The following is a 26,481-nucleotide window of genomic DNA, read 5'->3' as shown; positions in this document are numbered from 1 at the left end:
CTGTTCCCCTTGACTTATTGGGCGGGATCGCTGCGGGCCAGGCTATGAATCGTTATTGCGCAGGGTGATTGCTGGCAGCCAGAACTTTTCGAAAGTGCGCGATGGTCTTTGACAGACCTTCTTCCAGCTGAATGTTTGGTGCCCAGTTGAGTGTGCTTTTTGCCAGATCAATGTCCGGCTTGCGTTGTTTGGGGTCGTCTTCAGGGAGCGGTTTGAATATCAATTCTGATTTGCTTCCCGACAGTTTCAAAACTGTGCTGGCCAGCTCGAGCATTGTGAATTCGGTCGGATTCCCAATATTGATTGGCCCCGTGATTTCGGCCGGACTTTCCATGAGCCGAATCATTCCTTCGATGAGATCGTCAACGTAGCAAAAGCTTCGTGTTTGAGATCCGTTTCCATATATTGTGATTGGCTCGTTCTTTATGGCTTGCACAATGAAATTGCTGACCACCCTCCCGTCGTTCGGGTGCATCTTGGGGCCATAGGTATTGAAAATTCGCATCACTTTGATTTCTATTTGATGCTGGCGCCAATAGTCAAAAAACAATGTTTCGGCGCAACGCTTCCCCTCGTCGTAGCAGCTTCGGAATCCGATTGGATTTACTCTTCCCCAATAGCTTTCGGGCTGCGGATGTACTTCGGGATCTCCGTAGACTTCTGAAGTCGATGCCTGAAGAACCCGCGCCTTGACTCGTTTGGCCAAGCCGAGCATGTTGATTGCGCCCTGCACGCTCGTCTTGGTTGTTTGGACTGGATCCCACTGGTAGTGGATTGGCGAAGCGGGGCATGCCAGGTTGTATATTTGATCGACTTCAACGTAAAGGGGGAAAGTGACGTCGTGCCGCATCGCCTCGAAATTCGGGCGATTCAGAAGATGTTCGATATTCAGTTTGCTGCCGGTGAAGTAGTTGTCGACACAAAGGACATCGTGTCCGGCTTCGACCAGCCGTTCGCATAGATGGGATCCGAGAAATCCTGCGCCGCCCGTTACGAGAATTTTTTTCATTGATAGTTCCTGTTCGATTTCGATTGAATATGCGTGGACGGTCAGGTCGGCAAGGTCGGTGCAGCGTTGAAGCGAGCCAGGGTCATGGATGCGCGGCCTCACTGTCAAAGGTCAAGTGGGCAATCGGCATTCCCAGGTCGTGCAGCCAGGCATGGCCTTCGGCGACCATCGAGAATTGGAGGTCGTACACTCCGGGCCCGCGGGGCGGGCGCACGGCGACATGAACCGCCTCCGCTTCGCCCGCAGGCAGCGAGATCGACAGGTCTTGCCGCGCTTCCCAGCTGGGTGCCGCGGAACCGTCCGCCGTTCCCTTCGGGACGAAGCGCCACGAAAGCCGCAGTGGATGGTCGACTTGCGAAAGCGTATGCAGGGCCGACGCACCGCTGTTCCGGATGCCGACGACGACTTCCAGCACGTCCCGATTCACCTTGGTCACCCGGGCATCGAGCTGAATGTGTCTGGCTTGCTCTTCGTCGGGCGGCGAAGCCGCAAATTCGACCGCCGGGTGTTGCTGCGGACACGATCCCAGCGCGAACCATCGGGTGCGGGACAACAGCGCTGCTGGCGTCAGCGTGCTGCGGCCGAAGATCGAGCCGGCCATGCTCTGGATGCGCGACGCGGGAGCGGTACACGGCTCAGGCGGTCTGTAGCCCGACGGTGCATTGCCCGAATAGCCGTTGAGCGTGGGGAGCTTTTGGTCTTGAGCGAAGACCATCCCATCCAGTTCAGTCTGGAAATCCGGTTCTCGCGCGCGCCCCGTCACGTAGACCACCGCATCTTTCCCCAGCGGCGAAGTCGCCGCTGCCGCAGCGAGCGGTTCGGTGCGGCTTCGCCATTCGTCGATCGGCGTGGCGATGGGGCTGAAGGCGAGCGTTTCCAGCGATGCCGCGACGACCACCAGCGCTGCGACGAGCCAGCTCGGCGCCATCTTCTGCAAGGCTTCGACCCCGATCGCAGCCATGATGCCGACGGGGAGCGCCATGACCAGTATCACGCGGCTGACGGCCCTGACCGACGAAACGCCGGGCAGGCGCATCAGCAGCTGGTAGATGGACTTGTCGCCGACGATCAGGGTCACTGCGGCCAGGATGGCGAGGGCAACCAGGCTGATGCCGAGCAGGCGACGTCGTGGCGCAGCCCCCCCGTTGCGAATCGTCAGCAAGGCACTCAGGGCCAGCAGGAGGGGGACGAAGCCCAGGAACATCTGGTGCTCTTGCCGCGCAGGAATGCCCTGGGCTAGGCGCCCGAACCATTGGTAGGCATCGACCCGGTCTGCCACGAGGTAGCTCATCGGTCGCGGCAGCATGGTGATGACCTCCGCAGGGCTGCGGGCGAACCCGTAGGAGCGGCTGACTGATTGATACTGAAAAAGCAGATAGCCGGTCGCCGCGGCGCACGCGATGATGATCAGGATGGCGCTCGTCCTGCTTTTTGCAGAGACGGCTGGGCCTGTCGCTGCTCGAGGCGAGCGAAACGCCTCGGGCCTCAGCGACGGGAGCAGCATCGCCAACGCCGTCGCCGCCAGCAGATAGACCAGGAACACGCCCAGATAGATCGAACAGAAGAACTGCAGGGCACCCCAGGCGGCCAACGGGACCAGGCGCTCGACCCGCGGCGCCTCAACGAACCGCAGAAACGCCAGGTAGGCCATCGGAATGGCGAAGCGATAGGTCAGCTGCGCGTGGCTGGCCTGCAGGAAAGCCGGCAGGTTGAACGCGAAGATGAAGGCCGCGACGGACGCGGCGAATGGGGCGAAGTGCAATCGTCGCATGACGAAATACATCGCGATGAAGTTGAGGGCACATCCGAATGCGAACCAGGCGTCGAAGGCAATCTCCCGACTCAGGCCCAGAAAGCGAAAAAGAATATAGACCGGACCGGAGCCGAAGTGGTTGTCGCTGAACGCGAGGGTGCCGTGCGCCGGATAGAAGAAGGCAGGCGACCAGAGCGACGGCGCCTCACCGCGTACCCACTGATGGAGATGCTCGAGGATCACGCTGTTGAAGCGTGCGTCACCCAGGTCTCCGGGCACGGCCCTGAACCAGTCTGTCGCGCGCAGGACGAACAAGCACATCCCCACTGCCAGCAGCAGCAACGGCGCAACGCGTCCCCAGGACCCGGTTCGCGGCAGGGAAGCGTGGGCGACGAGGCTCATTTGCACAGGTAGTCGACCTGACTGGCGCTGTGACGGAACGGATCAGTCAGGTCGTCGGTGTAGCTGCCCATCAACAGTCGCTGCTTGGGCAGAAGATGCGCCCGGAAGAAACGGCTGAAGGTTGCGAGCCGATCGCCTTTGGGTGTCAGGTGCACGCAGCCGCTCTCGATTCGGATCGTGCCCGATTCGAGTTGTTCGGTCAGTCGCACATCGACCAACCGATGCTCCTTCACATACTCTTGCGTGAAGACTTCGGAGAATCGACCTTGTTGGATTCCGCCGCCGCGCTGCTGCAACTTTTCCAGGATGTAGAAAGACAGCGATCGATCCAGAACCGTCGGAGCTGAAATCGCGAGGGCATAGGCCGTAAGCAGCCAAATGAGGAACATCTGGGACTTCTCGAAACTGCCGAAGATCGCGAACCAGCGCAAGCGCAGGACGATCGCGCTCGAAATCAGCGCTGCCAGCGCGCCATCCAGGATGGCACTGTAGAACACCACGTTGACGCGAAAGAAGGTGATGTGCACCCAGTAGATCAAGCAGGTGAGCACGACGAAGAACGCCGATGCCGCGACAAATCTCGTTGTCTTCATGGAGCGGAGAAAACCATCAGTTTGTTGCCCAGGTAACTGAGCACGGTCTGGAGTACGGTTGCGAGCGCGAAGCCGGTGGTGTAGTTCAGTTGAAAAGTGTCGGTCCAGGCGAAAAGCAGGAGACCATGCAGACAGGCAATGGACGCGTAGAGCGCCAGGAAGCGCAATGCCTGCTTCAGCCAGGGTGCTTCCGACCGACGGAAGACGAAGAACCGGCTGCCGATGAAGGACGCGGCGATGCCGAACCAGGCAGCGATGAAATTCGCCACGCCCGCCGAGGGAATGCCGATCACCTTGAGGTTGAAGGTGAGCACGGCGTAGTGAATCGCCGTGGCGACGAGGCCATTGATGACGAAGCGCCCGAGTTCCGCGAGGCGCGGATTCTTGGGATCGAGTCGCAGGATCATGCGGTGGGTGTTCCAGTGGAATCGATGCGATCGATGAATTGGTCGTAGGCGTTGCCGATCGGTGCGCCGGACTTGCTCACGCCGGTCAGCATCAAGCTCGTGAGCGCCAATGACCCGGTCTGCAGGAAGACCAGCAGGAGAATGCCCAGGGCGACGGAAAACCACCCGGGCGTGGCGTAGCCAGATACCTTGAGAACGATGGAGGCGATGCCTCCCACGATGGTCAGGACACCCATCAGTGCTGATGCGATTCCAACGCGGACGAGCACATCCTCGGCGAACACCATCACCCCGCGAAAGCCGTGCAGCGCGAGGCCAACAAAATTCATCTTGCTCTTGCCGGCATACCTCGGCCCACGGTCCAACGCGCATGTGACGACGCGAAGCCGGGAGGCGAGAACGCAACTCGCCACGTGCGTCCAGAGTTCTTGCATGGCGGCAAGGCGCCTCGTCGCGGCGGGCTTGAGCGCCATGAAATTGCCGAAACTGATCCGCCGCCCCGTCAGCAGCGTGAACAACCGCTTGTAGACCGCGTAGAACGCCTTGAAACGCAGGGTCTCTACGCGCGCCTTGCGCTCTGCCACGACCAGATCGACTTCAGGATCATCCAGGGCCGTGAGCAGTTCGGGGATGGAGGCCGGGAGGTCTTCCCCGTCCGAGTCCATCACGACCACGTAGGCGCTGTCCATGTGGTCGGCAACGTAGCTCAACCCGATCGCGATGGCGCGTTGATGACCGACATTGCGCCGCAGGCGGATCACGGTGCCGTCGATGCCGAATTCGTTCATCTTCTCGAGGTCGACTGGCTGGCGCACCGACCCGTCGTCGACCGCAACGACGTGCACCTGCTTGCCAAAGCTCGATGACAGTTCCTGGAACAGCCGCGTGGACGCCTCGGCGTCCTCGAAGACAGGTGTGACCACGACGAAGGTGGATGAGGCAACACGCATGTTGTGGATTTCAAGAAGCAGATTGGAGGACCAACGTCCCGGCGATCCCGCTCGCTGGCGAGTCCGTGATCCCAAAGCGGCAGGCGGATGCCAGGTGTTGCGCTGGCCTTGTCGGGCCGTTGAAGCGCAACAGGCAGCACGGAAGGCGCATATTGTGCCGCAGAATCTGTGAGGGTCGTCACGACGTGCGCCCATCACTTCGCCGATGGGATCATGCGCGCTCCAACCGCTGGCTACGCCGACGAGCTCCGTTTCCGCGCTCTCGCCGCCGCAGCGGGGGTGAGAACCGTAGACTGCGGCCCAATAACGCTCGGCGCTCTGATTTTCTTGATCCCGTGTTGCAAATCGAATTGGTGAAGAGGCTGGCTTAGCTTGGCTGGACTCAATGCTTTGTGGGCGACTCCTTGGCGATGTGCAAGATCAAGAACTCAATGATCGGCTCGATGCATATTTCGGAGGCAGGGGGATTTTTGAATTTCAGCGATCTTCCGATGTGGAAACTTCGAACCTGATGGAATTGAAATATGGCAGGAGGCTGGGAATTCGATACCTAATTCGAATTGCCCACCAACGAAATTTGATGATCAACCCCAAGATGGAAATTGAGGGCGGGACCCTGCAGGTTTTCGCTCGTGCAGCCAGTACTTTCGCTGCCGTTGGCTGTTGCCGCGGAGGCACTGGGCCTCAGCGCGAAGGAGGGCGTCGCCTACTTCAACCTGATGGTGTTCGCGATCTTCGGATCGATCGTCCTCGCGGAACTCGTGCGCGTGTACGGCGCCACCGTGGCATGCCGCTCGCTGCTGGTGCTGCTGGCCATGTCCATGCTGCCGCACAACCTGCAGCTGTACTACGGGGAGGCATCGAGCGCGCTCATGATCATGGCGTGCGTCCTGCTTTCTTCCCGTCGACCTGTCCTCGCTGCACTGCTGGTGGGGCTCGGCGTCGCCAATACGCCGGTGCTCCTGGTGCCGGCGTTCGTTGGTGCCGCGTTGCTCGTGCGCCAGTTGCCCGCCTTGGCCGCCGGGGTCGGGGTGGCTGCCGCGATCTATGCCGCCGAGAACCTCCTCAAATTCGGATCGCTGACCGGCTCTGGGTACTGCCGCCGATGCTGGCTTCAAAACTGTGCTGCCGTATTCGAACAAGCCAGGCTTCGCCTACCCGATGTTCTTCGGCGTGCTGTCGGTCCTCTTTTCGTTCGGAAAAGGGCTGGTGTTTTTCATCCCGGGCCTGCTTCTCTTCGGCTGCAAGGCCACTTACGTGCCCGAGTTCAGTGCGTTGTGGCGCCCCTTCGTGACGATGGAATTCGGCGATCTGGTGATGGCCGTGATCCACAGTCCGCGCTTCCCGTTCGCTGCCTGGCAGGTGGTCGTCTGTTGGTATCTTCTCGGCGTCCTGATCAGTGCCGGTCGAAGCCAGGCGCCTGTTGGCTTGGTGCCGGTTTCGGGGACGATCACGACCTGATCAGGAACGCATCCGATCGAGGGTCTTGCACTCAATCCGGCGAAAGCCGAGGATTTCGCCAGCCTTGAACGCCGTCGACGCTGATCAGGGGCCTGCCATCAATGAGTCCCAGTATGGGCGGCGCGCTCCAATTCCAGGCGCCAGCCGACTCCGAGCAACCTGTCGTAGAGTCGTCCTTCGATCTGCTTCGAGTGTGTGCCGATCAACATGTAGGCGATCTTCTCATTCAGAAGTGGCAAGCAGCCTTCGACGAGGTCGGCCTCGCCGCCCTGAATGTCGATGTGGAGCAGATCGACGCGCGCGTGGTCGGCAACCAATTGCGACATCGGCACCATCGGCAAGGCATCATGACTGCCCGCCTTGACAGCCTCGCGTTGTTGCCGTTGTTGCTCTTCCGTGGCGCCGAAGACAGGTTCAAGTCCCCACTTCATCCCTGCCTGCTCCTGTTTCGGGAAAAGGGCGATGCCTGCGTTGGCGGCGGCAATCCCGTGATGGAGGTCGAACTCGTCCGGGCCGAACCCGTTGGTAGCAAGGGACTCCTTGGCAAATTCGATATGCCCTTCGTCGCCCTCCACGCCGATGAGGTGCACCTTGCGGCTCACTCGTCTGGCAGCAACACCGGTGTTGTTCATCCAGCATCCCCAGCCGCATCCGAGTTCGATCATCGTGAAGGTCTCGCGGGATAGATCGACGGCCCGAAAGGCCGCGCCCCATTCCGCAATGTCTGCATGCCAGTTTGCAGGAAGCGGTGCCCCCTCGACCTCGCCGGCACGACCATTGAGCAGGCCTGGGAAAAACTCCGGGTTGATGCGAACACCCAGGAAGTTCGTCAGATGCCCTGCCATCGGCTTCAGGTCGGGCGCGGCATATCGGTGCATTTCCGATTTCCATTCCGAGTCGACATTCGTTCGGAATCCTTCTGGCCGACTGGACGATGCCAGTGGACTAGAGAGTCGCTGTCGAGATCAAGTCGCCCGATGCCGAAGCTCTGTCTCCGCGGCCCGAAGCATTCGTTCCAGCGTGTCCCGAAGCGGGGGATTAACCAGCGTCACGCCGTGCTTCTCGAGCGTCGCCCGCAGCTTGTCGGGGCTGCCGCTGAGCCGATGCACCTCATTGGGCCGAACGAACGTCTGATCGACTTCGACCTTGATCTGGTGGCCAGTCAACTCGACGAATGTCTCGATGATGTGATTGAGCGTGTAGGGCAGGCCGGAGCATACGTTGTATGTCTCGCCCGACTCTCCATAGGTGAGCAGCTGCATGTAGGCGTCGCAGACCATGCGGATATCGTTGAACTCGCGCTCCACTTCCAGGTTCCCCAACGCGACGACCGGTGCGCGTGCCGCGAAGTGCATCGCCAATTTGGGGATCAGGAAATTGATGTCCTGACCCGGGCCGGTGTAGTTGAATGGCCGGGTGATGATCAGGTCCAGGCGATCCGCGTAGGTACGCGCCATGTACTCCATGGCGACCTTGCTCATGGCGTAGTGATTGACGGGCGCCGGCTGGTGCGTTTCGCGCAGTGGCGACTGATCGCTGTTGCCATAGATGTTGGCACTGCTGGCCAGCAGTACGCGTTCAGGCTGAAGCGGCAATTGCAGCAGTGCATCGAGCAGGTTGGTGGTGCCGACGACGTTGACGGCATAGAAGGCGTCCTCGTGCGCGTGGCCGACGAAGCTGATCGCAGCCAGGTGAACGACCGCGCGCGGCGCAACTTCGAGCACTTCCTCGCGCAACCCTGCGCGGTCGGAGAGGTCGCAGCGGAGCGCGACAACCTCATGCCCCTTGGCGACAGCCTGCTCTGCGAATGGCCGACCGGTGAAGCCGTCGGCGCCGGTTAGGAGGATCTTCAAAATGAAAAGCCCTGCGTGTTGCGTCTCAAGTCGGCCTCCACCATCATCTGGCACAACTCCTCGAGCGAAGTCTTGGGCTCCCAGCCCAGCTTGGCCTTGGCGCGCGCCGGATCGCCGATCAGCAGTTCCACCTCGGCTGGCCGATAGAACTTCGGATTGATGCGCATGACGGTCTTGCCGCTGGCCATGTCAACCGCCGATTCCTGCTCGCCGGAACCCTTGAATTCAATGGCGATACCGGCGCCCTTGAACGCCATGCGAACGAAATCGCGCACCGTCTCGGTCCGGTTGGTGGCGAGCACGAAGGTATCGGGCTCGGCGGCCTGCAGCATGAGCCACATGCCTTCGACGTACTCCTTCGCGAAGCCCCAGTCGCGCTTCGCGTCCAGGTTGCCGAGCTCGAGCACGTCGAGTTGCTGAAGCTTGATCTTCGCCACCGAGTCCGTGATTTTGCGCGTGACGAACTCTCTTCCGCGCAGGGGGCTTTCATGATTGAACAAGATGCCGCTGCTGCCGAAGATGCCATAGCTCTCGCGGTAATTCACGGTGATCCAATGCGCATAGAGCTTTGCCACGCCGTAGGGGCTGCGCGGGTAGAACGGTGTGTCCTCCACCTGCGGCACGGCCTGAACCTTGCCAAACATTTCGGAGGTTGACGCCTGGTAGAAGCGGATCTTCGGATTTGTCAACCGAATGGCTTCCAGCAGATGCAGCGCGCCGATGGCGGTGATCTGCGCCGTCGCCGCCGGCTGGTTGAAACTGACGCCGACGAAGCTCTGAGCCGCAAGGTTGTACACCTCGTCGGGGGCGGTGTCTCGTATCAGGGACAGCGAGCTGCCGAGATCGGTGAGGTCGTATTCCACCAGCTTGAGATCGGGATGGTTCTGGATGCCGAGTTCCTCGATACGCCAGAAATTCACCGAACTCGTCCGGCGAAAGGTCCCGAAGACCGTGTAGCCCTTGCTGAGCAGAAGCGCCGCGAGATACGCCCCGTCTTGGCCCGTGATGCCGGTGACAACAGCTCGTTTGTTCATAGGATTTAAATCGACTCCGATTGATGTTTTCTGACGATGATTGGTTGCTCTCGAGCCTGTGTAGCAATGTCGATCACTAAGCCGTTCGAAGCCTTGGGCGCCGCTCGCGCCGACCGCAGGACGTGGGCCAAGATCATGGCGGTCGTCTGGTGCCAGGTGAGCCACGGCATGTCGTCCGACTTCGGATGAGATTTCGTCTCGAACAAGGCGAGCCACTCCTTGACCGCTTCCGCTAGGGCCTGGGGATCCAGACCGTGGAAGTAGTATGCATGCGAGCCTGCGACCTCCTTGAAGACCGGCAGGTCGCGTGCGATCACCGGCAGTTTCTGGCGGGCCGCCTCGATCAGTGGCAAGCCGAAGCCCTCGCCTTCTGATGGCGCCACCAGACATGTGGCCGCCGAATAGACGCGTTCGAGGTATTCGTCGCTGGCGCCCTTGAGCCAGAAGACTCTCTTTCCCGACTCGGCATGCTTGTCGAGACGGGCCGCCAACTGGTCGACCATCCATCCCTTCTTCCCGACGATCACGAGATTGACATCGACGCCCTCGGCCCACAGGCGCTCGAACGCATCGAGGGTTTGCGCGTGACCTTTGCGTGGCTCGATCGTGCCCACAACCAGAAAACTCGGTCGTGCTGCCAGGCGCGCGAGTACTTTTTCCGCATCTGCAGGCATGCCCCGGGAGGGGCTCGAGTTCTCGATATCGGCGCCGTTGTGAAACCAGTCGATCTCGAAGTACCTGGCTCTTTCCGGACGATTTTCCGCCACCCACTCCTGCAAGTCATCGGCGACGGCACGAGACACGCACAGCGCGCCGTCGTAGTCGGTGATCGCATGGAGCCAGCGCGAAAATCCATCGCTGGTTTCGCGGGGGAAGTGTTGTTGCATGCGAATGCAGAGAAGGTCGTGCAGGACGAACAGCATGAGAACGCCGTCTCGGTGCATGCGTGCCAGGGACTCCCGTTGATTGGGGATCACATCGGGTTGCAGGTCAAGGCCGAGGAAAATGTCGCCGGCGCGAAAATCGATGGGCTCGTCGCTCGCCGCGGTGACTGTCTTCGTGCCACCGAAATTCCGGATGAATTCGTTTGCTTGGAGATAGCCCGGCACGCCGAACAAGGCGTAGACCGGAACGATTTCGTAGTCGGGAAGCGGGATTTCAAGCAGCTCTCGAAGCACGCTTCGCGTCACTCGCTGGATGCCTGTCTTGGAGTCGTGGTGCACCAATTCCGATATGTCAACGAACAAGGACTTTGCCCGTGCACGCGGTATGCTCGCCGAAATATCCCGGGCCAGTCGAGCGAGCTCCTGGTCGTTGCTGGCTTTCAAAAGCGGAGAAACCGATCTCAGCAGATCTGCAACAATCGATTTGGCGCTTGCGGGAGGGATCGAAAGCGAGATCAGCGGTCCCGGAGATGTCGTCGTGTCACGGCCCGCTGCGCCCAGGGCTTCCCGGACCCGATCCAACACGGAATCGACCGGTATATCTTCCAGGCAATAGAGGCCGTTCTGGCAATCGCCGCGGGAAGCGATATGACAGGGGGAGCAGTGGGCGTCGCGGTGGATGACGTAGCTCTCTCCGAAAACCGGGCCCCATTCCTTGGCGGTCTCGTGGCCGCCATAGACGCCGATGACGATCAACCCCAGGTAGGCTGCGAGATGCGCGCCCCCGGAATTGTTGGCCACGCACACGGAGTTTCTCGCGAGCGAATCGATCAACTCCGAGATCTTCAAGCCCGCGTGTAGAAATACCTTGGGGTGAGTCGGAAACGGATGTCTTGCAGCCTCGATGGCGCTGGAGAAATAGACGTTGACTTCGTCGACGGCGACGCTCCCCGCCAGATTCGTCGCCAATTCCTCATACCTGCGGATGTCCCATTCCTTCACGTCGTTGCCGGCATAGGGGAACAGGGCGACCGCCTTCGCGGAGGTTCGCTTCGCGGGGTCGACAAGGGCCGGCAACGAGACGAAGTCGTTCGGGTTCTTGGGCAGCGCATCGATCAATGCCAGCATCTGATCGCTGATCGCCGTGCGGTTCAGCGACGTCTCGACGAATGGCACGTCCTGTTCAGCCTGGAGGGCGATATCGAGCTTTTCGTCGATGGCGGCGTCGAAGGTCTGGTAGCCGACCTTCAATGCCGCCTGCACGCTCGCGAGCACGAACCGCGTGTCGGCTTGCCGGCGCAGGTCGATCGCGACGTCGTAGTGGCCCACGCCCTTAGAGAACGATTGAAGTTCGGCAAGGGCGAGATCCGCCTTGCCTGCGGACTTCTGCTTGAAATAGTCCAGCACGTGGATCTTCTCGAAGAACGGAAACGCCTTGGCGAGTTCCGCGTTCCAACTGCCTACCGCGATGTCGAGTGACGATGCGGGATAACGCGCCTTCAGCTTCGCGATGGCGGGAATCGCCAAGAGCAGGTCGCCGAGGTGGTCGAGCTTGAGCAGGAGAATCTTCTTTCTCACCGGCTCGAAAAGCGTCGTCCTCTCGACATACGGGAGCCCATGAGGAGACTGGCTTCGCTTCGGGTCGAATCGCTCCAGGGCCGCGAGGGCGATTCTGGCGCTGCGATCCCACGAAAAGGCCTGCGCTTGCCGGGTGGCGTTGTTCAGCAATCGTTCCCGAAATGCCTCGTCGGTCAAGGCCTGGAGCAGCTTGTCGCGAATCGACAGCAACGACTCAGGATCGAACATGGCCTCGGCGTCGCCGATAACTTCAGGCAGGCTCGTGCGATTGGCGGCAATGACTGCCGCGCCAGATGCCATCGCTTCCAGGGGAGGCAGGCCGAAACCCTCGTGCAGGGACGGGAAGATAAACAGCCTGCAGGTGTTGTAGAGCTTCAGCAGGTCATCGTCTGTGATGTACCCTGTGAACAGCGTCTCATCGGCACCCAGGCCGCATTCGTCAGCGTGCGCCAGCAGGGCCTTCACTTCACCCTCGGGCATGCGGCCGGCAAGAACGAGCTGGTGCGCACGCCGCACCGGCGAAGGAAGTTCCGAATACGCCGAGATCAAGCCGCGAAGATTCTTTCGCTCGTCGGCACCGCCGGTGTACATGACGAAGGGCCGCGCGATGCCCAGTCTGGCATTGAGTGCTTGCCGTTCCTCCGTCGACATGTCGATCTTTCTGAAAGCCACATCGCACGCCCCTGAAACATTGGTGATGTCGCCCGCTTGAAAGTCGAGCGCAGACAGGCCTTCCTGCCGTGCGCTTTCCGAGATGGCCAGAAGATGCGCGGCTCGCTTGAGTGACGCGATTTTCCGGGCGTACTGCTCTCGGTGGATACGGCTGGATTGGAAGTGAATATCGGGACTGATGAGTGGAATCAAGTCGTAGAGGATCACCGCAGTGGGCGTGCGTGAATCGAATTCGCCAATGCTCACGACGGCGTCGTCACCCAGACCCTCGAATAGACTGGTGACCAGAACGACGTCGGGTTCGAGAGAGAGCAGGAACGCTTCCCGAACTCGCTCTGCAATCTGGCGCCGCGACGCATTGTTGTCATCGAGTTCACGCGTCGGGCCGGGGGCGTGCCAGACGCGGATGTTCTCGCGTGGCAGCAGGCCATGAAATGCAACTCTAATGGAGTCGATGGTTTCCGGAAAAAAGCCGCTCACTGCGAGCAGGATTTCATGCTTTCCGGCATTGCGAATGATGGCCTGTGCCAGCGACAGACTGTACCGACCTATTCCCCGGAATCTGCTTTCAGTCTGCGCACCCTGCAAGTCGATGATAATTCGCATGGGTTTTCTTAAGGAAATAGCTCGTGCATTGAATATCAGAGGGGCTTGGCAGTGCGCAAGACCTGCTTGACGAAGGCGGCGAGATTGCCCCCCTTGAAGAGGTGCCCCGCTACGCCCGCGCGCTGGGCGGCGAAAAGATCCGAGTTCTTGTCGCCAATCATCAATGACAGCGCCAGATCGATATCCATTTCGCATGCTGCCCGCTTCAGCATGCCAGGATTCGGCTTGCGATCGAAATGGTCGGTGTATGCGTAGGCTTCATCACTTCCACGTTCGTGAAAAGGACAGTGATACCAGGCATCGACTGTTGCACCTTGCTCCTTGAGTCTAGCAGACATCCACCGATGCAAATTCATCACATCTGCTTCGCTCGCATAGCCGCGCGCCACACCTGATTGATTGGTCACCACGACCACGCGGTAGCCGGCGGCCTTGGCTTCGGAAATGGCTTGCGCCGCACCTTCGATGAAGGTGATCTGTTCCGGTCTGCTTGGGTAGCCGGTGTCTACATTGATGACGCCATCGCGGTCCAGGAACAGTGCGCCTCCGTTGGCGGGCGATTCGATGTCCGGTGCAACGCGTCCAAACACACGCTCGCATTCCGCGATGGCGAGCATCAGGTGATAGAGGCTGCTGGCCGGGACGTCTTTCGACAGGGGGCGGTCGGAAGCATCGACGCGATCGACCCAAAGCCCATGCCTGGGCGCGGCCAGGAATGTGCGGTGCAACGATCGCAACGCCGAGGCGGCCCGGTCCCGCCAGGCGGGCGCGGCCACCGGATCGGCTTCTGCCTCGGCGGCACATGCCTTGAGGTATTCGCAGGTCCCCCATAGGCGTCGCGTCGGGACCGACTCGCCGCTCAGGATCTGTACGCGCTCCACGGCCATGCTCGCCGCGTCGATGCCTTCGCTCAGCGCGCGCGACAGCAGCAACTCGACGTCCTGATCCACGGTCTTGCCGGTGAACCTGGCGAGGCGCCTCAGAAGCCATACCCACTCGAAATGGTGGCCCGGTTCGTACCACCCGGCTTCGATGCCTTCGGCATTCCATTCATCGTCGTGCTGTTCGGGCAGCGCGCGCTGGCGTCGCCAGATCATCCGGGTGGAAAAGACCCGTTGGATGGCCTCGGCCCGCGACAGATCCTGGGGCCTCCCGGCCGATTCGTAGAGGGCCAGGCAGGCCTCCAGCAAATGCATGTTCGGGTTCTGGCGAACGAATGCGTCCGGCCTCGGCCAGGCGTCCACCACGCCGCCAGCCGGCGCAGAGAGCGATCCATCCAGCACGTCGAAGATCTCGTCGGCTAGGGCCAGGTACGTCGGCCTGGGCTCAAGGCGGTGAAGCCAGGCCAGCAGAAAAAGCAGAAACGCGAGCGTATAGGCATCGCATTTCGGGTCGTGAACACCACCATCGGTATCGATCGAGAACACCCAGCGATGCGCCAGGTCTGGCCGATAGTAGTGCCGGACGATCTGCTTCCAGGTCCGGTCGATCAGGGCGCGTTCGTCGCGGATGCCGCGCAACGTTGCGTGAGTGAGTACATACAATTGACGGCACTGCACCATGAGGCGGCGAGGCAGCGAGGGAATCGGTCGCCCCGAGAAATCGAGTCTTTCGTGGAAGAGACCCAATTCCCGGTCGAAGCCGTCGCCGATCCACAGGGGCAGGGCGTCGCGGCTGAGCCAATTCGAAGTCAGGGCCCGCAATCGCTCGAAGCTGTTATCTGAATTCAAGTAAGTCCCGGCCGGCCGATCTTCTCGATCATCTTGGTTGTCGAATACCCATCGTGGAAATCGAGGGCGACCACGCTGCCGCCGCGCTCGGTCACCACTTCATAGCCGACGATCTCCGCGACAGGGTAGTCCCCGCCCTTGACCAGTGTGTCGGGCAGGATCGCCTTGATGAGTTCCAGGGGTGTGGGCGCGTCGAATTCGACGACATAGTCGACGGCCGCCAGCCCCGCGAGCACCTCTGCCCGATGAAGGAAAGGGTTCACCGGACGCTCCGGGCCCTTGAGCGCACGTATCGAAGCGTCGGAGTTGAGCCCGAGGATGAGCGTGTCCCCCAGGGCTCTCGCGGCTTTCAGCAATCGTACGTGCCCCGGATGGAGCAGATCGAAACAGCCGTTGGTGAATACGATCCTTTGGCCCTTGAGGCGAAGGTCGACGAGCACCGAGTGCAACTGCTGTGGCGTCAGGACCTTCGAGTCGCTGCCCCAGGCTTTCAAATGCTCGGCATCGATTTCCCGCTTGCTGACCACGTAAGTGCCGGCGTGCGACACCGCCACGCCGGCAGCGACGTTGGCAGCGTGGACGGCGTCCGAAATCGACCGCCCGTCGGCCAGGTCCACGGCCAGCGCGGCCAGGACGGTGTCTCCCGCGCCCGACACATCGAAAACATCGCGCGCCTTCGTCGCAACGAAGTGGGCGCGCCCGTCGGCACTGACGACGGCCATGCCTTTGGCGCCACGTGTGACCACCAAATGCCGCAATTGCAATGCTGCAAGCGCAGCGCGCGCTTGCGCGACGAGTTCGTCGTCCGAGGTGTAGGCGCCGAACAGGCCGACGAACTCGTTGTGGTTGGGTTTCAGGAGGTAGGCACCCCGATAGAACGAACTGTCCGTGCGCTTGGGATCGACCAGGGTCGGAATCTTTCGTTCGGCCGCGGCGGCGAGAAACTCCGGCAGGCGGTCCAGGGAGCCCTTGGCGTAGTCCGAAAAGACGATCAGATCGTAGGTCGGGGCGATCCGCAGGAATTCGCTCAGCAGCTTGGCTTGCATCTCGGGCGTCGGACGGACATCGCGGTCGACGCGGGCGATCTGCTGCGAGCCCACCACAAGGCGCGTTTTCTGGGTCGTGCCGGCGAGGGGATGCTTGAGGAAGAGAGTCTGGACCCCGTAGTCATGGAGGCATTTTTCGAGTTCGATCGAGGCGGCATCCGGCCCGACGACCGCAAGTAGCGTCGCCTGCCCGCCCATGGATGCGATATTGGCGGCCACGTTCGCTGCGCCGCCTGGGCGGTTTTCGTCGTGACGGGCCGCCAGCACGGGGACCGGCGCCTCGGGCGAGATCCGCGACACCTCCCCGATGACATAGCGGTCCAGCATCATGTCGCCGACGACGAGGATGCGCGGCTTTGCAGGAGAGGAAGAGGGTTGCTGCATCTCAGGCGAACTGGTCGGCATTGTTGAGGTAGCCCTGGACATATTCGGTCACGCCTTCCTCCAGTGAATGGAAGGCCGCGTCGTAGCCCGCGGCGCGCAGCTTCAGCATGGCTGCCTGCGTGAAGTACTGGTACTTGCCGCGGAGGTTCTCGGGCATGGGAACGTACTGGATGTCGGGCTTGACGCTGCATGCGGTTCCGACGGCCTCGATGAGGTCGCGAAAGGAACGCGCCGACCCGGTCCCGAGGTTGTAGATGCCGTTCTGCCGCGGGCTCTCCATGAACCAGGACATCACCTTGCAGCAGTCCTTGACGTAGACGAAATCCCGCAGCTGTTCGCCGTCCTTGAAATCGGGGCGATGCGACTTGAACAGTTGGATCGACTGTCCTGCCACCACGCGCGCGTGGTTCTTCGCCACGATGCTCATCATGTCGGCCTTGTGGTACTCGTTGGGACCGTAGACGTTGAAGAACTTGAAGCCGGCCCATCGGGGCGGAGCAGAACCTTTGTCCGCCTGGCCGAGCGCCCAACGATCGAAGGCCTGCTTGGACCAGCCATAGAGGTTGAGTGGCTGCAGCAGCGCGATGTCGCCGGTATCGTCGAAGCCTTGTTTGCCATCGCCATAGGTCGCGGCCGACGATGCGTAGAAGAAGGGGACTTGTTTCGCCGCGCACCATTTCCAGAGATTCATCGAGAACTGGATATTGCTTCTGACGATCTCGTCGCCGTCGGTGGCCGTCGTGGCAGAAATCGCCCCAAGGTGGAAAACGGCCTCCACCCCGGCGGTGGTCTTCGCGAGAAATTCGGCAAAGTCCTCGGGAAATACGAACTCGACAAAGCGATGCTTGGCGATGTTCTTCCACTTCTCGCCCGTTCCCAGCCAGTCGACGATGACGATGTCGGTATGTCCTGACTGATTCAGGCTGGCGACGAGATTCGATCCGATGAAGCCTGTCGCTCCAGTGACGATGATCATTTGCTGTACTCCGAGCGATGTGCTGTGGGATAGGGCTTGGCCGCGGCGCGAACTCGGCGCGCGGTCATTCGCGTCCGGTGGCCGCCTTGAGGGCGAGGTAGATCGCATGCGCTGCGGGGGACATCGTCGGCAAGGTCTCGTTCAGCGGTGGACTGCCAACGTGCGCTGCGGCGGGCGGCGGAACGAGCAGCTGGCACACGCGCAGGTGCAAGGGCGGAACCGCGCGCAGGCACGCCAGGACGCCGCGCTTGAGCGTCGGGTGCCGCACCACCGCGAGGGCGCACGAGCGCAGGACGGCCTTGATTCGGCGCTTGATGCCGCTCGTCAAGCGCCCCTCCCGGACCGCGGACAGCAATCGCCGGCGCGTCGAGCCGATCTTTCGAATGGGCGCCGTGATGCGCCAGGACGTGCTGTTCAGCATCGCATCGAGTCGATGCTGAACCGCGCTGCGCTGCTGTTCGCTCGACTGCAGCGCAGCCGCCGTGGTCTGCCCGTCGCGCCGGGCCTGCTCTTCGAGTGCCCGCCTTTCGCGCTGCGTAGCGGCTTCCACTTCGAGGACTCGATTCCGCAGTGCCTTGATGCGTTGCTCCAGCGCTCTCATCGCGACGCGATGCGCCTCCTCGAGCCTGTCCGTCTCGGCGCGATGCGTCTCCAGCAAACCCCTGCACAGTTCGGAACTGGCCAACCCGCTGAGGCGCACCTCGTCGAACACGTTGGGCGGCGTCGCGAAGGCAGCCTTCAGTTCGGGATGCTCTTTGGCGACGTAGAAGCGATTGAGTCCGTCGAAATAGACGAATTCGTAGTCGGCGGCCAGCAGGATGTCCTCGGCCCCTTGGAAGCGGACTTCCGCCGACATCGGAACGGTCGCCTCGATGACGATGATCCAAGGCCGCAGCGCCCGGCTGTCCCAGCCGCGCAGTACCGCTTCCTCCAGCCCCTCGACGTCGATCTTGAGCCAGTGCACGGGCTGTCCCGCAAGCGACTCGAAGGCTGTCCTCATGGGCAGCATCGGCGTGGGGACGATGCTGTGCGCGCGGTGCTGCAAGGTGCGGTGACTGTCCGCGATTTCCTGGACCCCCGTGCTCAGGCCGGTGTCCTCGAACACATGGAGGTCGAGGGTGCCCGCCTTGTCCGACAGCGCCAGCTGCAGCACCGTTTCATCCGGGCGATCTTGCCGCAGCATCTCTGCGTAGCGCGGAACCGGTTCGACATGGATGCCGCGCCAGCCATTCTGGTGAAACGCCTTGCTGACCGAATCGACGATGGGATCCTGGGCTCCGACGTCGATATAAGTTCCACCCGGTACATGCTTGAGCGCTCGCCATAGCATGACGTCTTCAAAGTTTTGCGCGTAGGAAATGAACGTCATGGGCTCTCATGGAAGTGCAAGGGCGGCTTGATCGGGGGCGGGCTCAGCCGCGGCTGTTCCGGAAAATATGCACTCGTTTGGCGGGTATTTCGCATTTTACGAGCTGGGCGTGCCTTGTTCTTGGGCATGATTGCCCCCCACGGAATCCCCACGATCCGATGAAGTTACGTTTGCTGGTGAAAGTGCAACAAGATGACAGGGCTTGATTCTCTGCGCCGATCGGTCCGAAGGGTCCCCAAAGCCGCCTTTTGGCTGCTGACGCCATGGCGCATGCCTGACCGGCTGCGTTTCCTCAGGGAACGGGCCGCCAGGGAGACGAGGGAACAGGAACTGGCCTCCTTGATCGAAACAGAGCGTTTGCGCCTGGAAGCATTGCGATCGGGCGTGACTGTGGCGCCGATGCCACGCTTGGAACTGGGCAGCGACGCCATCTTCGCCGAGTCGGCAGCTGCGCCGCTCCAGGAGGTCCTCGGAGACCCCGTCGGCGCCGCGGAGGTGACCGACAAGTGGACGGCCGCACGCTTTTGCATCGCCTTGCTGCGCAGCCGTCCGGACCTGTACCTGAGGTTTCCAGCTGCGTTCTCCGAGTCGGGCGGGGAAAGCCCCTTTCCGGCCTGGCTGCAAAGCGATGAAGGATTGCGGGCGTCGGGCCTGGATGCCCAATCGCTTCCTCATGTCCTTGGGCTCTTTTCCGACGACTTCGCCGCGCGGGCGCGGCAGGCCTTCCTGGCCAACCAAGTCGTCAGACAAGTGTTGCCCCACGGGCTGACGCCAGCAGGCCAGTACGGTCTTTTCCGGTGGTTCATGCGACATGCGTTGACGGAGGTCGACGCCCAGTTGCGGCGGGAGGAGATCGTCTGGCTGTTCCTGCAGGCGGCCGAGAATCCCCGGCTGGAATTGATCCGCGCCTACCTGTTCACCCCGGATTGGCAACGACAGTTTCCGGCTGCGCTCACCGTTTTCGGATGGGCCGATTTTGCTCGGTGGTTTGTCAGGCATTTCGGCGCCAGCTCGCAATGGGTCGATGCAGGGCGACCGCCCGACTTCTATGCGCCCGCGCAACAGGTCCACATCGGCTACGTTGCCAACACCGCGTGGCAGGCGCGACATCCCGGCGCGACCTCCGATGGGTCGAAAGCCGAGGCATTGCTCGAATGGCTGGCTGCCGATCCGGAGGCCGATTTGCCCGCCACGGCGAGGGAATGGTGCTGCGCTCTGGACGTCGGGGCCGTGGCGGCGGCATTGGTCAAGCCGGGGGTGAACATCATCGGCCATTTTTGTCATCCGTCCGGCGTCCGTGTCTCGGTCGAATCGATCACGGCGGCGTTGGCGCGCGTCGGAGTGGAAAGCTCGCTGCGCGACATCAGAACGGATGTCAAGGACGACCCCTTCCACGCGCGCTTCGATGGCCCCGAATGGCACGGCATCACCCTCATCCACACGCAGCCCGAGCCCTACTTTCCCGAGGCTTACATCAGGGCGGATCTGGCCGAGCGCTCGCCAAGAACCTACAGGATCGGCTACTGGTACTGGGAATTCGACTCGATTCCCGACAGCTGGATCGAGGTCGGGAAGCAGGTCGACGAAGTCTGGACCGCCACGGATTTCATCGCGCGCGGTTTGCGAGAGCGCTTGTCCGTGCCGGTGCACAGGTTGTTCCCGGGTGTGAGGCTGAATCCGTTCGAGGTGCGCAAGCTCTCGGACTTCGGGTTGAAGGACGACCACTACACGTTTCTCTTCACTTTTCACATGATGAGCGTCATGGAGCGCAAGAACCCACTGGGGTTGATTCGTGCCTTCAAGATGGCCTTTCGCAAGGAGGAGAGGGTTTCACTGGTGTTGAAGACGGTGTTCGGCGACAGGCAGCCCGCGGAACTCAAGAGGCTGCGCGAAGCCGCTGCGGGCGCGAACATCACGGTCATCGATCAGGTGTTCAGCCCCGATGAGGTTCTTTCGTTGATGAATGCCTGCGACGCTTACGTGTCGCTCCATCGCAGCGAGGGTCTGGGGCTGACGATGGCAGAGGCGATGCTGCTCGGCAAGCCCGTGATCGCCACCGGTTTCTCGGGCAATGTGGATTTCATGGACGACGGCAACAGCCTGCTCGTGCCATTCGAGCTCGTGAAGGTGGGCAAATCCATCCCTCCCTACACCGCCGACCTCGAATGGGCCGAGCCGTCCCTGGACGATGCGGCGACATACATGCGTCGGGTGTTCGATGACCGGGAATGGTCACGCGAGATCGGCGCTCGCGCGAGGGCGAGTGCGCAGTCTCAATTGTCCCTGGACGCGGCGGGGCTGAGGATGAAGGCGCGCCTCGAGGAGATCGAGGGGCTGCGCAGTCAGGGCCGTGCGATGCGTCGCAATTCGCCCTCGTAGCGTTCGACCAACTCGGGCGAGCAAAAATACCTGAGCACTCTATCTTGCGCGATGCCGGCCCTTCGCTGCGCTTCGCGGGGATTGCGACAGACAGCGGCCAATTGTTCGGCGAGGGAACTCACCTCCGGGTCGGCCCACACGAAGCCACGCGGATAGGGGGGGTAGTCATCCTCCAACTCGGCCAACCGGTATGCCGGCGAATAGGCCGTGGCCGGGTCGACGAACGCATCGACGCCGCCGAAGGCAGTCGAAACGACAGGGACGCCGGCACCCATGGCTTCGATCACGGTCAGGCCCAGCCCTTCCGATCGATGGGGCGAGACGTACGCGGAGGCGGAGCGAATCAGTTGGTGCAGATCGGCGTCCGAGAGCAGATGGTCGATGATCGTGATGCGCGGGTCGTCCGCAGCCATTCGATACAAATAGTCGACCTCGGCGATGCTTCGATTCGGATATGTGATCTTGAGGGTCAGCGTCGCCGGGGTTGTCGATCGCTTCGGAAAGGCGAGCTGGAAGGCGTCGACCAGCGCAGCTGGGTTCTTTCTTTCCAGAACGCTATTGGCGTCGAAGCAATAGACGAAACGAGTCTGTTCGGGGTTTGCCTGCTGGCGCTGCAACCCGCGCAGGTAGGCGAGATACGGGGGGAGCAGACGTACCGGCTTGGCGGTCGATTGCCGGAGCATTCGGAAGATGAATGGCGTCGGCGCCCAGAATTCCTGAAAGTACTTCATCGATGCCTGCCATTCGGGCCTCAATGTCGGCAACTCCCAGTACCACACGGCAATGTTGTATCGCTCGCGAAAGAGTTCGTCCCCTCCGTGGGCGATCATCGCCTGCAATGTGTCTCCATTCATGTGCACGATGTTCACCGGCGCATGCGGGAGAAACGGGGGAAAGGCGGGGGCGGCCTCATCGCTCGACTGGATCGTGAACTCCCTCTGCTGGACGCGGCAGCCGATCGGCCCCACCCCGGCCAGGCGCAGTCCGTCGAGATAGCCGCGCGCACTGACGCCCAGACCCGATACCCTGTCCAGCGGACCGATGACGTTCACGCCCTCGGTCAAGGCGATGCGCTCCCGAACGGGCGAGAGCGAATCGCGTCGAAAATTGACTTTCTGCCCGTCGGTCAGCCGCTCTCGCCGGTCGATCATGAGCCCCGCCTGCCGACCCAGCTGAAGATAGTGCGTCAGCGGCTTGTCGAGCCAGGCTTGCAGATCGGGGTTGGATCGAAGGTATCGCCGCGGAGAGAAAGCGCCCGAAGCCTTCAGCCCGAGCGCTTCGCCGAACACCGCATAGTGATAGAGCGCCGAGACCGCGCGCGGTTCACCCGCGTCGAACTGCGATCGATAGAAATTGGGGTCGAAGACGGCATTGGGGCGCCGACCTTCGGCGTCGCCCGAACGGATGTAGTGGGTCAGCGGCCGAATGCCGGAGGACAGGATGTCGGGATACGTAGAGACGTAGAAAGCCTCGTCGAACAATCCCGCGGCGAGCACCGTCAGCGCTTGTCGGGCCGGCGTGTGCCGGTCCTGACCTGGTCGCATCACGGCGTCCCAGTCGAGTCCGGTTTCCGTCGCGAAGTGACGAGCCTCGGCTTCGAGACGCCGCGTCGTTTCGAGATAGCCCTGCTCGGAAAGCTTGGCGACCTCGGTCATGGATGGATGTGCCCGACCGACCGGGCCTTTGCGATGGCGGCCCGCAGCAACTGGTCTTCCGCCGTCGCCGCTTCCGGCCCCATGGATGCTTGAACGGCGAGCAGCAAGCGCTTGCGCACGGCAGCGAAGTGCCGGGCGGAGTGCGCTGCCTCCGCATGAACCACGTCCAGCTCGGGCGACTGCGCGAGCATCTCGCCCAGTGCGCGCACGAAATCGTCATCGACTTCGCCGTCGGGCAGCAGGATGATGAATTCTGTGGTCGCGTACATTGCAGCAGCCTTCAGGAGCTGTGACTCGGTGTCCAGGGCTGCCATCTCGACCCGTCTCACCCGCCAGTCGATATCCAGCCATTCGGCGACCGCTTCCGCGTTCTCGGACGTGCAGCACAGGAGAAGCTCCCAACTGGCATCCGTCTGGCGCAACGCGGACTGCAACACCTGTTCCAGCGAGGTGCGGCTGGATCCGCGAACCGGCACCACGAAGCAGACCGAAGCCGGACTCTGGCGGATCTGGTTCATCTCGACGACCGGATCGAGATTTTCGCTTGAATGAGCGCCCAGCAGAGTCTGGGGCTCGAGGAAAACGGCCTTCGGGCGCGCCAGCACGAGGAGGTCGGGATCCGACAGCACGGGATGCAGGTCCGACGGCGCATGGACATGGCCGGTGAATTTCACCCGTCGCGAATCGAGCCGCGAGCCGGTTCGGCGCCCCGATCGCACCCAGTCCCTCAATCGAGCATGCAATCGAGGGAAGCGCGCCAGCAGCGCCGCGCGGGCCTGCTTTCGGAGCGTAAGCAGGCTCATTTTTCGACGATGCGTCCGTGCTCCATGTGAATCACTCGGTTGCACTCCTTGGCGATCAGGTCAGGCGAATGCGAGGCCAGCACCAGGATGCCGGACTTCGCGACTACGTCCTTCATGCGCTTTTCAGCCTTTTCGGTGAATTCCGCGTCACCGACGGACAACCATTCGTCCATCAGGAGAATGTCGGCTTCGACGCTGGTGGAGATCGAGAACGCCAGGCGCATGAGCATGCCGGTGGAATAGGTCCGCACCGGCATGTTGACGTACTCGCCAAGACCGCTGAACTCGCAGATCTCTGGAGTGAGCGCATCGATCTGTTTCTTGCTCATGCCCATGACAAGCCCGCGCAGCATGATGTTCTCGATGCCGGTGGCGTCGGGTTCGATGCCCAGAGATGGGTCGATCAGGCTCGACACCGTGCCTTGGCGCACGAATTCTCCCGCGGAAGGCTCGTAGACGCCCGCGAGCGTTCGCAGCAAGGTGGACTTGCCCGCACCGTTGTGGCCGACCAGGCCCAGCCGGTCGCCGCTCCTGAGTTCGATGTTGATGCCGCTGAGCGCCTGGACCACGTTGACGCCGGTTTCCTTGCCGAATCGACCGCCGGTGACAGAGGCGGCCAGCGTCTTCTTGAAGGATGCCGCTCCCGCACCGTAGATAGGAAAGTTGACGGAGACGTTCTTGAGGGAAATCGAAGCCATATTCAGAGCCAGTAGACGACGCGACGGCGGTACTTCGCAAAGAGCAGGCTCGACACGATCAGAGTCGCCGCAGTCCAGGCGAGAATCCCCCACCAGTTGTGGCTCTCCGCGACGCCGCCCATGAGCGGCGTGCGAAGGAGTTCGAGCATTTGCGCGAAAGGATTCCAGAGGATGTACTTGGCGCGGCCGGGCAAGCTCGACGGCAGCCAGAACACGGGCGTCAGAAACATCAGCATCTGCATCACGCTGGTCACGATCTGCGTCACGTCCCGGAATCGGGTGCAAACCAGGCCGAGCGCGATGCCAACCGCCTGCGCGTTGACGAGCACGAGCAGGAAGGCCGGTATGAACAGGAGCGAACTCCACGACAGCGTGATGCCGGCCCACAGTGCGACCGGGATGTACAGCACGACCTGATGGCCGAACTGGATCAGGTTGCGCGCCATGCTTCGCCAGACGAAGAGGCTGATCGGAAAGTAGCCCTGCTTGAGATAGTTGCCCGAGCCGATGAAGGCATTGCACGAGTCGGTCACCATGCTGGAGAAGAAGCCCCAGAAGATGATGCCGAGCGCCAGGTGGGGGAAGAATTTCGACAGCTCGGTGCCGAACAGCGAACTGTAGAGCGGCCCCATGCCGCCGATCATCGCGCCCATGCTCAGCGTGAGCCACAGCGGGCCCAGCATGGAACGGCGATAGCGAAGAACGATGTCGAACCAGGCGAGCGTCCACCAGATGTCGGTGCGACGGGTGCCTTCCCACCAGTCGCCCCATGCACTGCGATGCAAATTGGAATGTGCCTGGCTCATACCCGCCCGTACGTGTCGGCGAGCCGCACGATGTCGTCTTCGCCCAGGTATTCGCCGCATTGCACTTCGACGAGCACCAGTTCGTCCTTGCCGACATTGGTCAATCGATGCTTCTCCTTGAGCGGGATGTAGCGATACTCGCCGGGCAGGGTCCTGTGCTCCACTTCGCCGACCTGCACGATGGCCGTGCCCTGCACGACGACCCAATGCTCGGCACGCTGATGGTGGTACTGCAGGGAAAGCGCCTGGCCCGGCTTGACCGTGATGCGCTTGACCTTGTAGCCTTCTTCCTCCTTGAGGGACGCGTAGGTTCCCCACGGCCGATGGACCACCGCGGGCAGATTGACGGTCTCGCTCTCACGAGCCTTCAGCGTATCGACGATCCGCTTGACGTCCTGGGCGCTGCTCTTGTGGGCGACCAGCAAGGCGTCCGGTGTATCCACAATCACGAGGTCGTGCACGCCGAGTGTGGCTACCACCTTCGGGCTGTGGCTGTCCACCTGGACATGTGTGCCGGTCGTATCGATGGCCACCACGTTCGGCGGCATGGTGTTGCCGCTCGCGTCGGGGTTGTGCGCCCTTGCCACCGAGGGCCAGGACCCCACGTCGCTCCAGCTGAATTTGGCCGGCACGACGTGGACGTTGTCGGCGTTCTCCATGACGGCGTAGTCGATGCTGATGTCCGGCTGCAGGCCGAAGGCATGCAGATCGAACTGGATCGAATCTTCGGTCGTCGTCGACGAATCGAGCGCGTGGCGGGCGCCGGCAAGCACTTCGGGTGCGTGCCGCTCGAAGGCCGAGACGATCGCGTCCGCGGTGAAGCAGAACATGCCGCTGTTCCAATAGTAGCGCCCGGTCGCGAGGTACTCCTGTGCAGTTTGCAGGTCGGGCTTTTCCACGAAGCGTTTGGCCCGCTGGCTTTCACGCGACACATGCTCCACCTCCACGTAGCCAAAACCGGTGTCGGGGCTGGTCGGGCTGATGCCGAAGACGACCAGGTTGCCTTGCGTGGCGAGCCGGAAGGCCTGACTGGCACTGGCGACGAAGGCCTCGACGTCCGGCACCAGATGGTCGGCCGACAGCACGAGCATCACGGTGTCGCCACCGAACTGCTTGATGCATTGGAGCGCCGCCAGCGCGATGGCGGGTGCGGTGTTGCGACCCTTGGGTTCGAGCAGCAGCGTCGCTTCGGGCGGGTCGGCCATCTGCCGCAGCACGTCCTTGGTGAGGAACAAGTGGTCCTTGTTGGTGACGATCATCAGATCGCCGGTGCCGCACGCCTGACCCCTCTCCACGGCTTGCTGGAGCAGGGTCGAGCCCCCCAACTTCATGAAGGGCTTCGGAAAAGCCTGGCGCGAGGCGGGCCACAGGCGGGAGCCTGCGCCTCCCGAGAGCACAACTGAAAGCAAGCGCATTTTTTTCCTGGTATCTGG

Annotated in this window: 20 protein-coding genes; 2 read left to right on the top strand and 18 right to left on the bottom strand. The window is 61.8% G+C overall.

Annotated elements, in window-relative coordinates; all coding sequences use genetic code 11:
- Positions 1-52: 52 nt before the first annotated feature.
- From QTI17_RS15355 to QTI17_RS15335, 5 genes are all read right to left on the bottom strand, one after another.
- Positions 53-1,009, bottom strand: coding sequence for a UDP-glucuronic acid decarboxylase family protein (locus QTI17_RS15355; protein WP_286534138.1), 957 nt, complete (start codon positions 1,007-1,009; stop codon positions 53-55).
- 82 nt (positions 1,010-1,091) lie between these two features.
- Entirely contained in the window at positions 1,092-3,164 is a 2,073-nt protein-coding gene (locus QTI17_RS15350; RefSeq protein WP_286534137.1) for a putative glycosyltransferase family protein, read from the bottom strand.
- The gene (locus QTI17_RS15345) at positions 3,161-3,757 is read right to left on the bottom strand and encodes a hypothetical protein (RefSeq protein WP_286534136.1); all 597 of its coding nucleotides are present in this window, start codon (positions 3,755-3,757) and stop codon (positions 3,161-3,163) included. Before QTI17_RS15345 ends, QTI17_RS15350 begins: the two co-directional genes overlap by 4 nt.
- A complete protein-coding gene (locus tag QTI17_RS15340; RefSeq protein WP_286534134.1) occupies positions 3,754-4,164 on the bottom strand; it encodes a GtrA family protein in 411 nt (136 codons plus the stop codon). The genes QTI17_RS15345 and QTI17_RS15340 overlap by 4 nt, the downstream gene beginning before the upstream one ends.
- Positions 4,161-5,114: a glycosyltransferase gene (locus QTI17_RS15335; protein ID WP_286534132.1), complete on the bottom strand. Its 954-nt coding sequence runs from the start codon at positions 5,112-5,114 to the stop codon at positions 4,161-4,163. Before QTI17_RS15335 ends, QTI17_RS15340 begins: the two co-directional genes overlap by 4 nt.
- Before the next feature lie 1,161 nt (positions 5,115-6,275).
- On the opposite strand from QTI17_RS15335, the gene QTI17_RS15330 reads away from it, so the two are divergent.
- Complete coding sequence (locus QTI17_RS15330) at positions 6,276-6,575, top strand: hypothetical protein (RefSeq protein ID WP_286534130.1); 300 nt, start codon at positions 6,276-6,278, stop codon at positions 6,573-6,575.
- Positions 6,576-6,673: 98 nt separating this feature from the next.
- Here the strand turns inward: QTI17_RS15330 and QTI17_RS15325 are convergent, their stop codons facing one another.
- The 8 genes from QTI17_RS15325 to QTI17_RS15290 all read right to left on the bottom strand — a co-directional run bounded on the left by QTI17_RS15325 (position 6,674) and on the right by QTI17_RS15290 (position 18,707).
- Entirely contained in the window at positions 6,674-7,453 is a 780-nt protein-coding gene (locus QTI17_RS15325) for a class I SAM-dependent methyltransferase (RefSeq protein ID WP_286534128.1), read from the bottom strand.
- 87 nt (positions 7,454-7,540) lie between these two features.
- The gene (locus QTI17_RS15320; protein ID WP_286534126.1) at positions 7,541-8,428 is read right to left on the bottom strand and encodes a GDP-mannose 4,6-dehydratase; all 888 of its coding nucleotides are present in this window, start codon (positions 8,426-8,428) and stop codon (positions 7,541-7,543) included.
- Positions 8,425-9,462, bottom strand: a complete 1,038-nt coding sequence (gene gmd / locus QTI17_RS15315; protein WP_286534125.1) for a GDP-mannose 4,6-dehydratase — start codon at positions 9,460-9,462, stop codon at positions 8,425-8,427. The genes QTI17_RS15320 and gmd overlap by 4 nt, the downstream gene beginning before the upstream one ends.
- Positions 9,463-9,467: 5 nt before the next feature.
- Positions 9,468-13,202, bottom strand: coding sequence for a glycosyltransferase (locus QTI17_RS15310; protein ID WP_286534124.1), 3,735 nt, complete (start codon positions 13,200-13,202; stop codon positions 9,468-9,470).
- A gap of 35 nt (positions 13,203-13,237) precedes the next feature.
- Positions 13,238-14,932 (bottom strand): HAD-IIIA family hydrolase, encoded by a 1,695-nt coding sequence (locus tag QTI17_RS15305; protein WP_286534122.1) that lies wholly within the window; start codon positions 14,930-14,932, stop codon positions 13,238-13,240.
- Positions 14,929-16,362, bottom strand: a complete 1,434-nt coding sequence (gene rfaE2 / locus QTI17_RS15300; RefSeq protein ID WP_286534121.1) for a D-glycero-beta-D-manno-heptose 1-phosphate adenylyltransferase — start codon at positions 16,360-16,362, stop codon at positions 14,929-14,931. Before rfaE2 ends, QTI17_RS15305 begins: the two co-directional genes overlap by 4 nt.
- A gap of 1 nt (position 16,363) precedes the next feature.
- Entirely contained in the window at positions 16,364-17,338 is a 975-nt protein-coding gene (gene rfaD / locus QTI17_RS15295; protein ID WP_286534120.1) for an ADP-glyceromanno-heptose 6-epimerase, read from the bottom strand.
- A 64-nt stretch (positions 17,339-17,402) separates the two neighbouring features.
- Positions 17,403-18,707 carry an FkbM family methyltransferase gene (locus QTI17_RS15290; protein WP_286534119.1) on the bottom strand — a complete coding sequence of 435 codons (1,305 nt, stop codon included), beginning with the start codon at positions 18,705-18,707 and terminating at the stop codon, positions 17,403-17,405.
- A gap of 339 nt (positions 18,708-19,046) precedes the next feature.
- On the opposite strand from QTI17_RS15290, the gene QTI17_RS15285 reads away from it, so the two are divergent.
- Positions 19,047-21,086 (top strand): glycosyltransferase family 4 protein, encoded by a 2,040-nt coding sequence (locus QTI17_RS15285; protein WP_286534118.1) that lies wholly within the window; start codon positions 19,047-19,049, stop codon positions 21,084-21,086.
- On the opposite strand, the gene QTI17_RS15280 is transcribed toward QTI17_RS15285, so the two are convergent.
- From QTI17_RS15280 to QTI17_RS15260, 5 genes are read right to left on the bottom strand one after another with little or no spacing between them, the layout of a single operon-like run.
- Entirely contained in the window at positions 21,050-22,741 is a 1,692-nt protein-coding gene (locus tag QTI17_RS15280) for a glycosyltransferase family 4 protein (RefSeq protein ID WP_286534117.1), read from the bottom strand. The genes QTI17_RS15285 and QTI17_RS15280 overlap by 37 nt on opposite strands.
- Positions 22,738-23,544: a glycosyltransferase family A protein gene (locus QTI17_RS15275; RefSeq protein ID WP_286534116.1), complete on the bottom strand. Its 807-nt coding sequence runs from the start codon at positions 23,542-23,544 to the stop codon at positions 22,738-22,740. The genes QTI17_RS15280 and QTI17_RS15275 overlap by 4 nt, the downstream gene beginning before the upstream one ends.
- A complete protein-coding gene (locus QTI17_RS15270; protein WP_286534411.1) occupies positions 23,541-24,242 on the bottom strand; it encodes an ABC transporter ATP-binding protein in 702 nt (233 codons plus the stop codon). Before QTI17_RS15270 ends, QTI17_RS15275 begins: the two co-directional genes overlap by 4 nt.
- Positions 24,243-24,244: 2 nt before the next feature.
- A complete protein-coding gene (locus QTI17_RS15265; protein ID WP_286534115.1) occupies positions 24,245-25,027 on the bottom strand; it encodes an ABC transporter permease in 783 nt (260 codons plus the stop codon).
- Between the two features lie 17 nt (positions 25,028-25,044).
- Positions 25,045-26,463, bottom strand: a complete 1,419-nt coding sequence (locus tag QTI17_RS15260; protein WP_286534114.1) for a mannose-1-phosphate guanylyltransferase/mannose-6-phosphate isomerase — start codon at positions 26,461-26,463, stop codon at positions 25,045-25,047.
- Between the last annotated feature and the right edge of the window lie 18 nt (positions 26,464-26,481).

The organism is Variovorax sp. J31P179 (genome assembly GCF_030316985.1).
In the GTDB taxonomy this organism is placed as follows: Bacteria; Pseudomonadota; Gammaproteobacteria; order Burkholderiales; family Burkholderiaceae_C; genus Variovorax; species Variovorax ginsengisoli_B.
The sequence above is the reverse complement of the archived record's forward strand: the minus strand, read 5'-3'. Positions and strand labels throughout refer to the sequence as shown.

Bases quoted from the DNA above. Each gene is read 5' to 3' on its own strand.
- QTI17_RS15335 (WP_286534132.1), bottom strand. From the start codon at position 5,114: ATGCGTGTTGCCTCATCCACCTTCGTCGTGGTCACACCTGTCTTCGAG.
- QTI17_RS15270 (WP_286534411.1), bottom strand. From the start codon at position 24,242: ATGGCTTCGATTTCCCTCAAGAACGTCTCCGTCAACTTTCCTATCTAC.
- QTI17_RS15345 (WP_286534136.1), bottom strand. From the start codon at position 3,757: ATGAAGACAACGAGATTTGTCGCGGCATCGGCGTTCTTCGTCGTGCTC.
- QTI17_RS15350 (WP_286534137.1), bottom strand. From the start codon at position 3,164: ATGAGCCTCGTCGCCCACGCTTCCCTGCCGCGAACCGGGTCCTGGGGA.
- QTI17_RS15340 (WP_286534134.1), bottom strand. From the start codon at position 4,164: ATGATCCTGCGACTCGATCCCAAGAATCCGCGCCTCGCGGAACTCGGG.
- QTI17_RS15310 (WP_286534124.1), bottom strand. From the start codon at position 13,202: ATGCGAATTATCATCGACTTGCAGGGTGCGCAGACTGAAAGCAGATTC.
- gmd (WP_286534125.1), bottom strand. From the start codon at position 9,462: ATGAACAAACGAGCTGTTGTCACCGGCATCACGGGCCAAGACGGGGCG.
- QTI17_RS15325 (WP_286534128.1), bottom strand. From the start codon at position 7,453: ATGCACCGATATGCCGCGCCCGACCTGAAGCCGATGGCAGGGCATCTG.
- QTI17_RS15330 (WP_286534130.1), top strand. From the start codon at position 6,276: ATGTTCTTCGGCGTGCTGTCGGTCCTCTTTTCGTTCGGAAAAGGGCTG.
- QTI17_RS15275 (WP_286534116.1), bottom strand. From the start codon at position 23,544: ATGAGCCTGCTTACGCTCCGAAAGCAGGCCCGCGCGGCGCTGCTGGCG.
- rfaD (WP_286534120.1), bottom strand. From the start codon at position 17,338: ATGATCATCGTCACTGGAGCGACAGGCTTCATCGGATCGAATCTCGTC.
- QTI17_RS15290 (WP_286534119.1), bottom strand. From the start codon at position 18,707: ATGACGTTCATTTCCTACGCGCAAAACTTTGAAGACGTCATGCTATGG.
- rfaE2 (WP_286534121.1), bottom strand. From the start codon at position 16,362: ATGCAGCAACCCTCTTCCTCTCCTGCAAAGCCGCGCATCCTCGTCGTC.
- QTI17_RS15260 (WP_286534114.1), bottom strand. From the start codon at position 26,463: ATGCGCTTGCTTTCAGTTGTGCTCTCGGGAGGCGCAGGCTCCCGCCTG.
- QTI17_RS15355 (WP_286534138.1), bottom strand. From the start codon at position 1,009: ATGAAAAAAATTCTCGTAACGGGCGGCGCAGGATTTCTCGGATCCCAT.
- QTI17_RS15280 (WP_286534117.1), bottom strand. From the start codon at position 22,741: ATGACCGAGGTCGCCAAGCTTTCCGAGCAGGGCTATCTCGAAACGACG.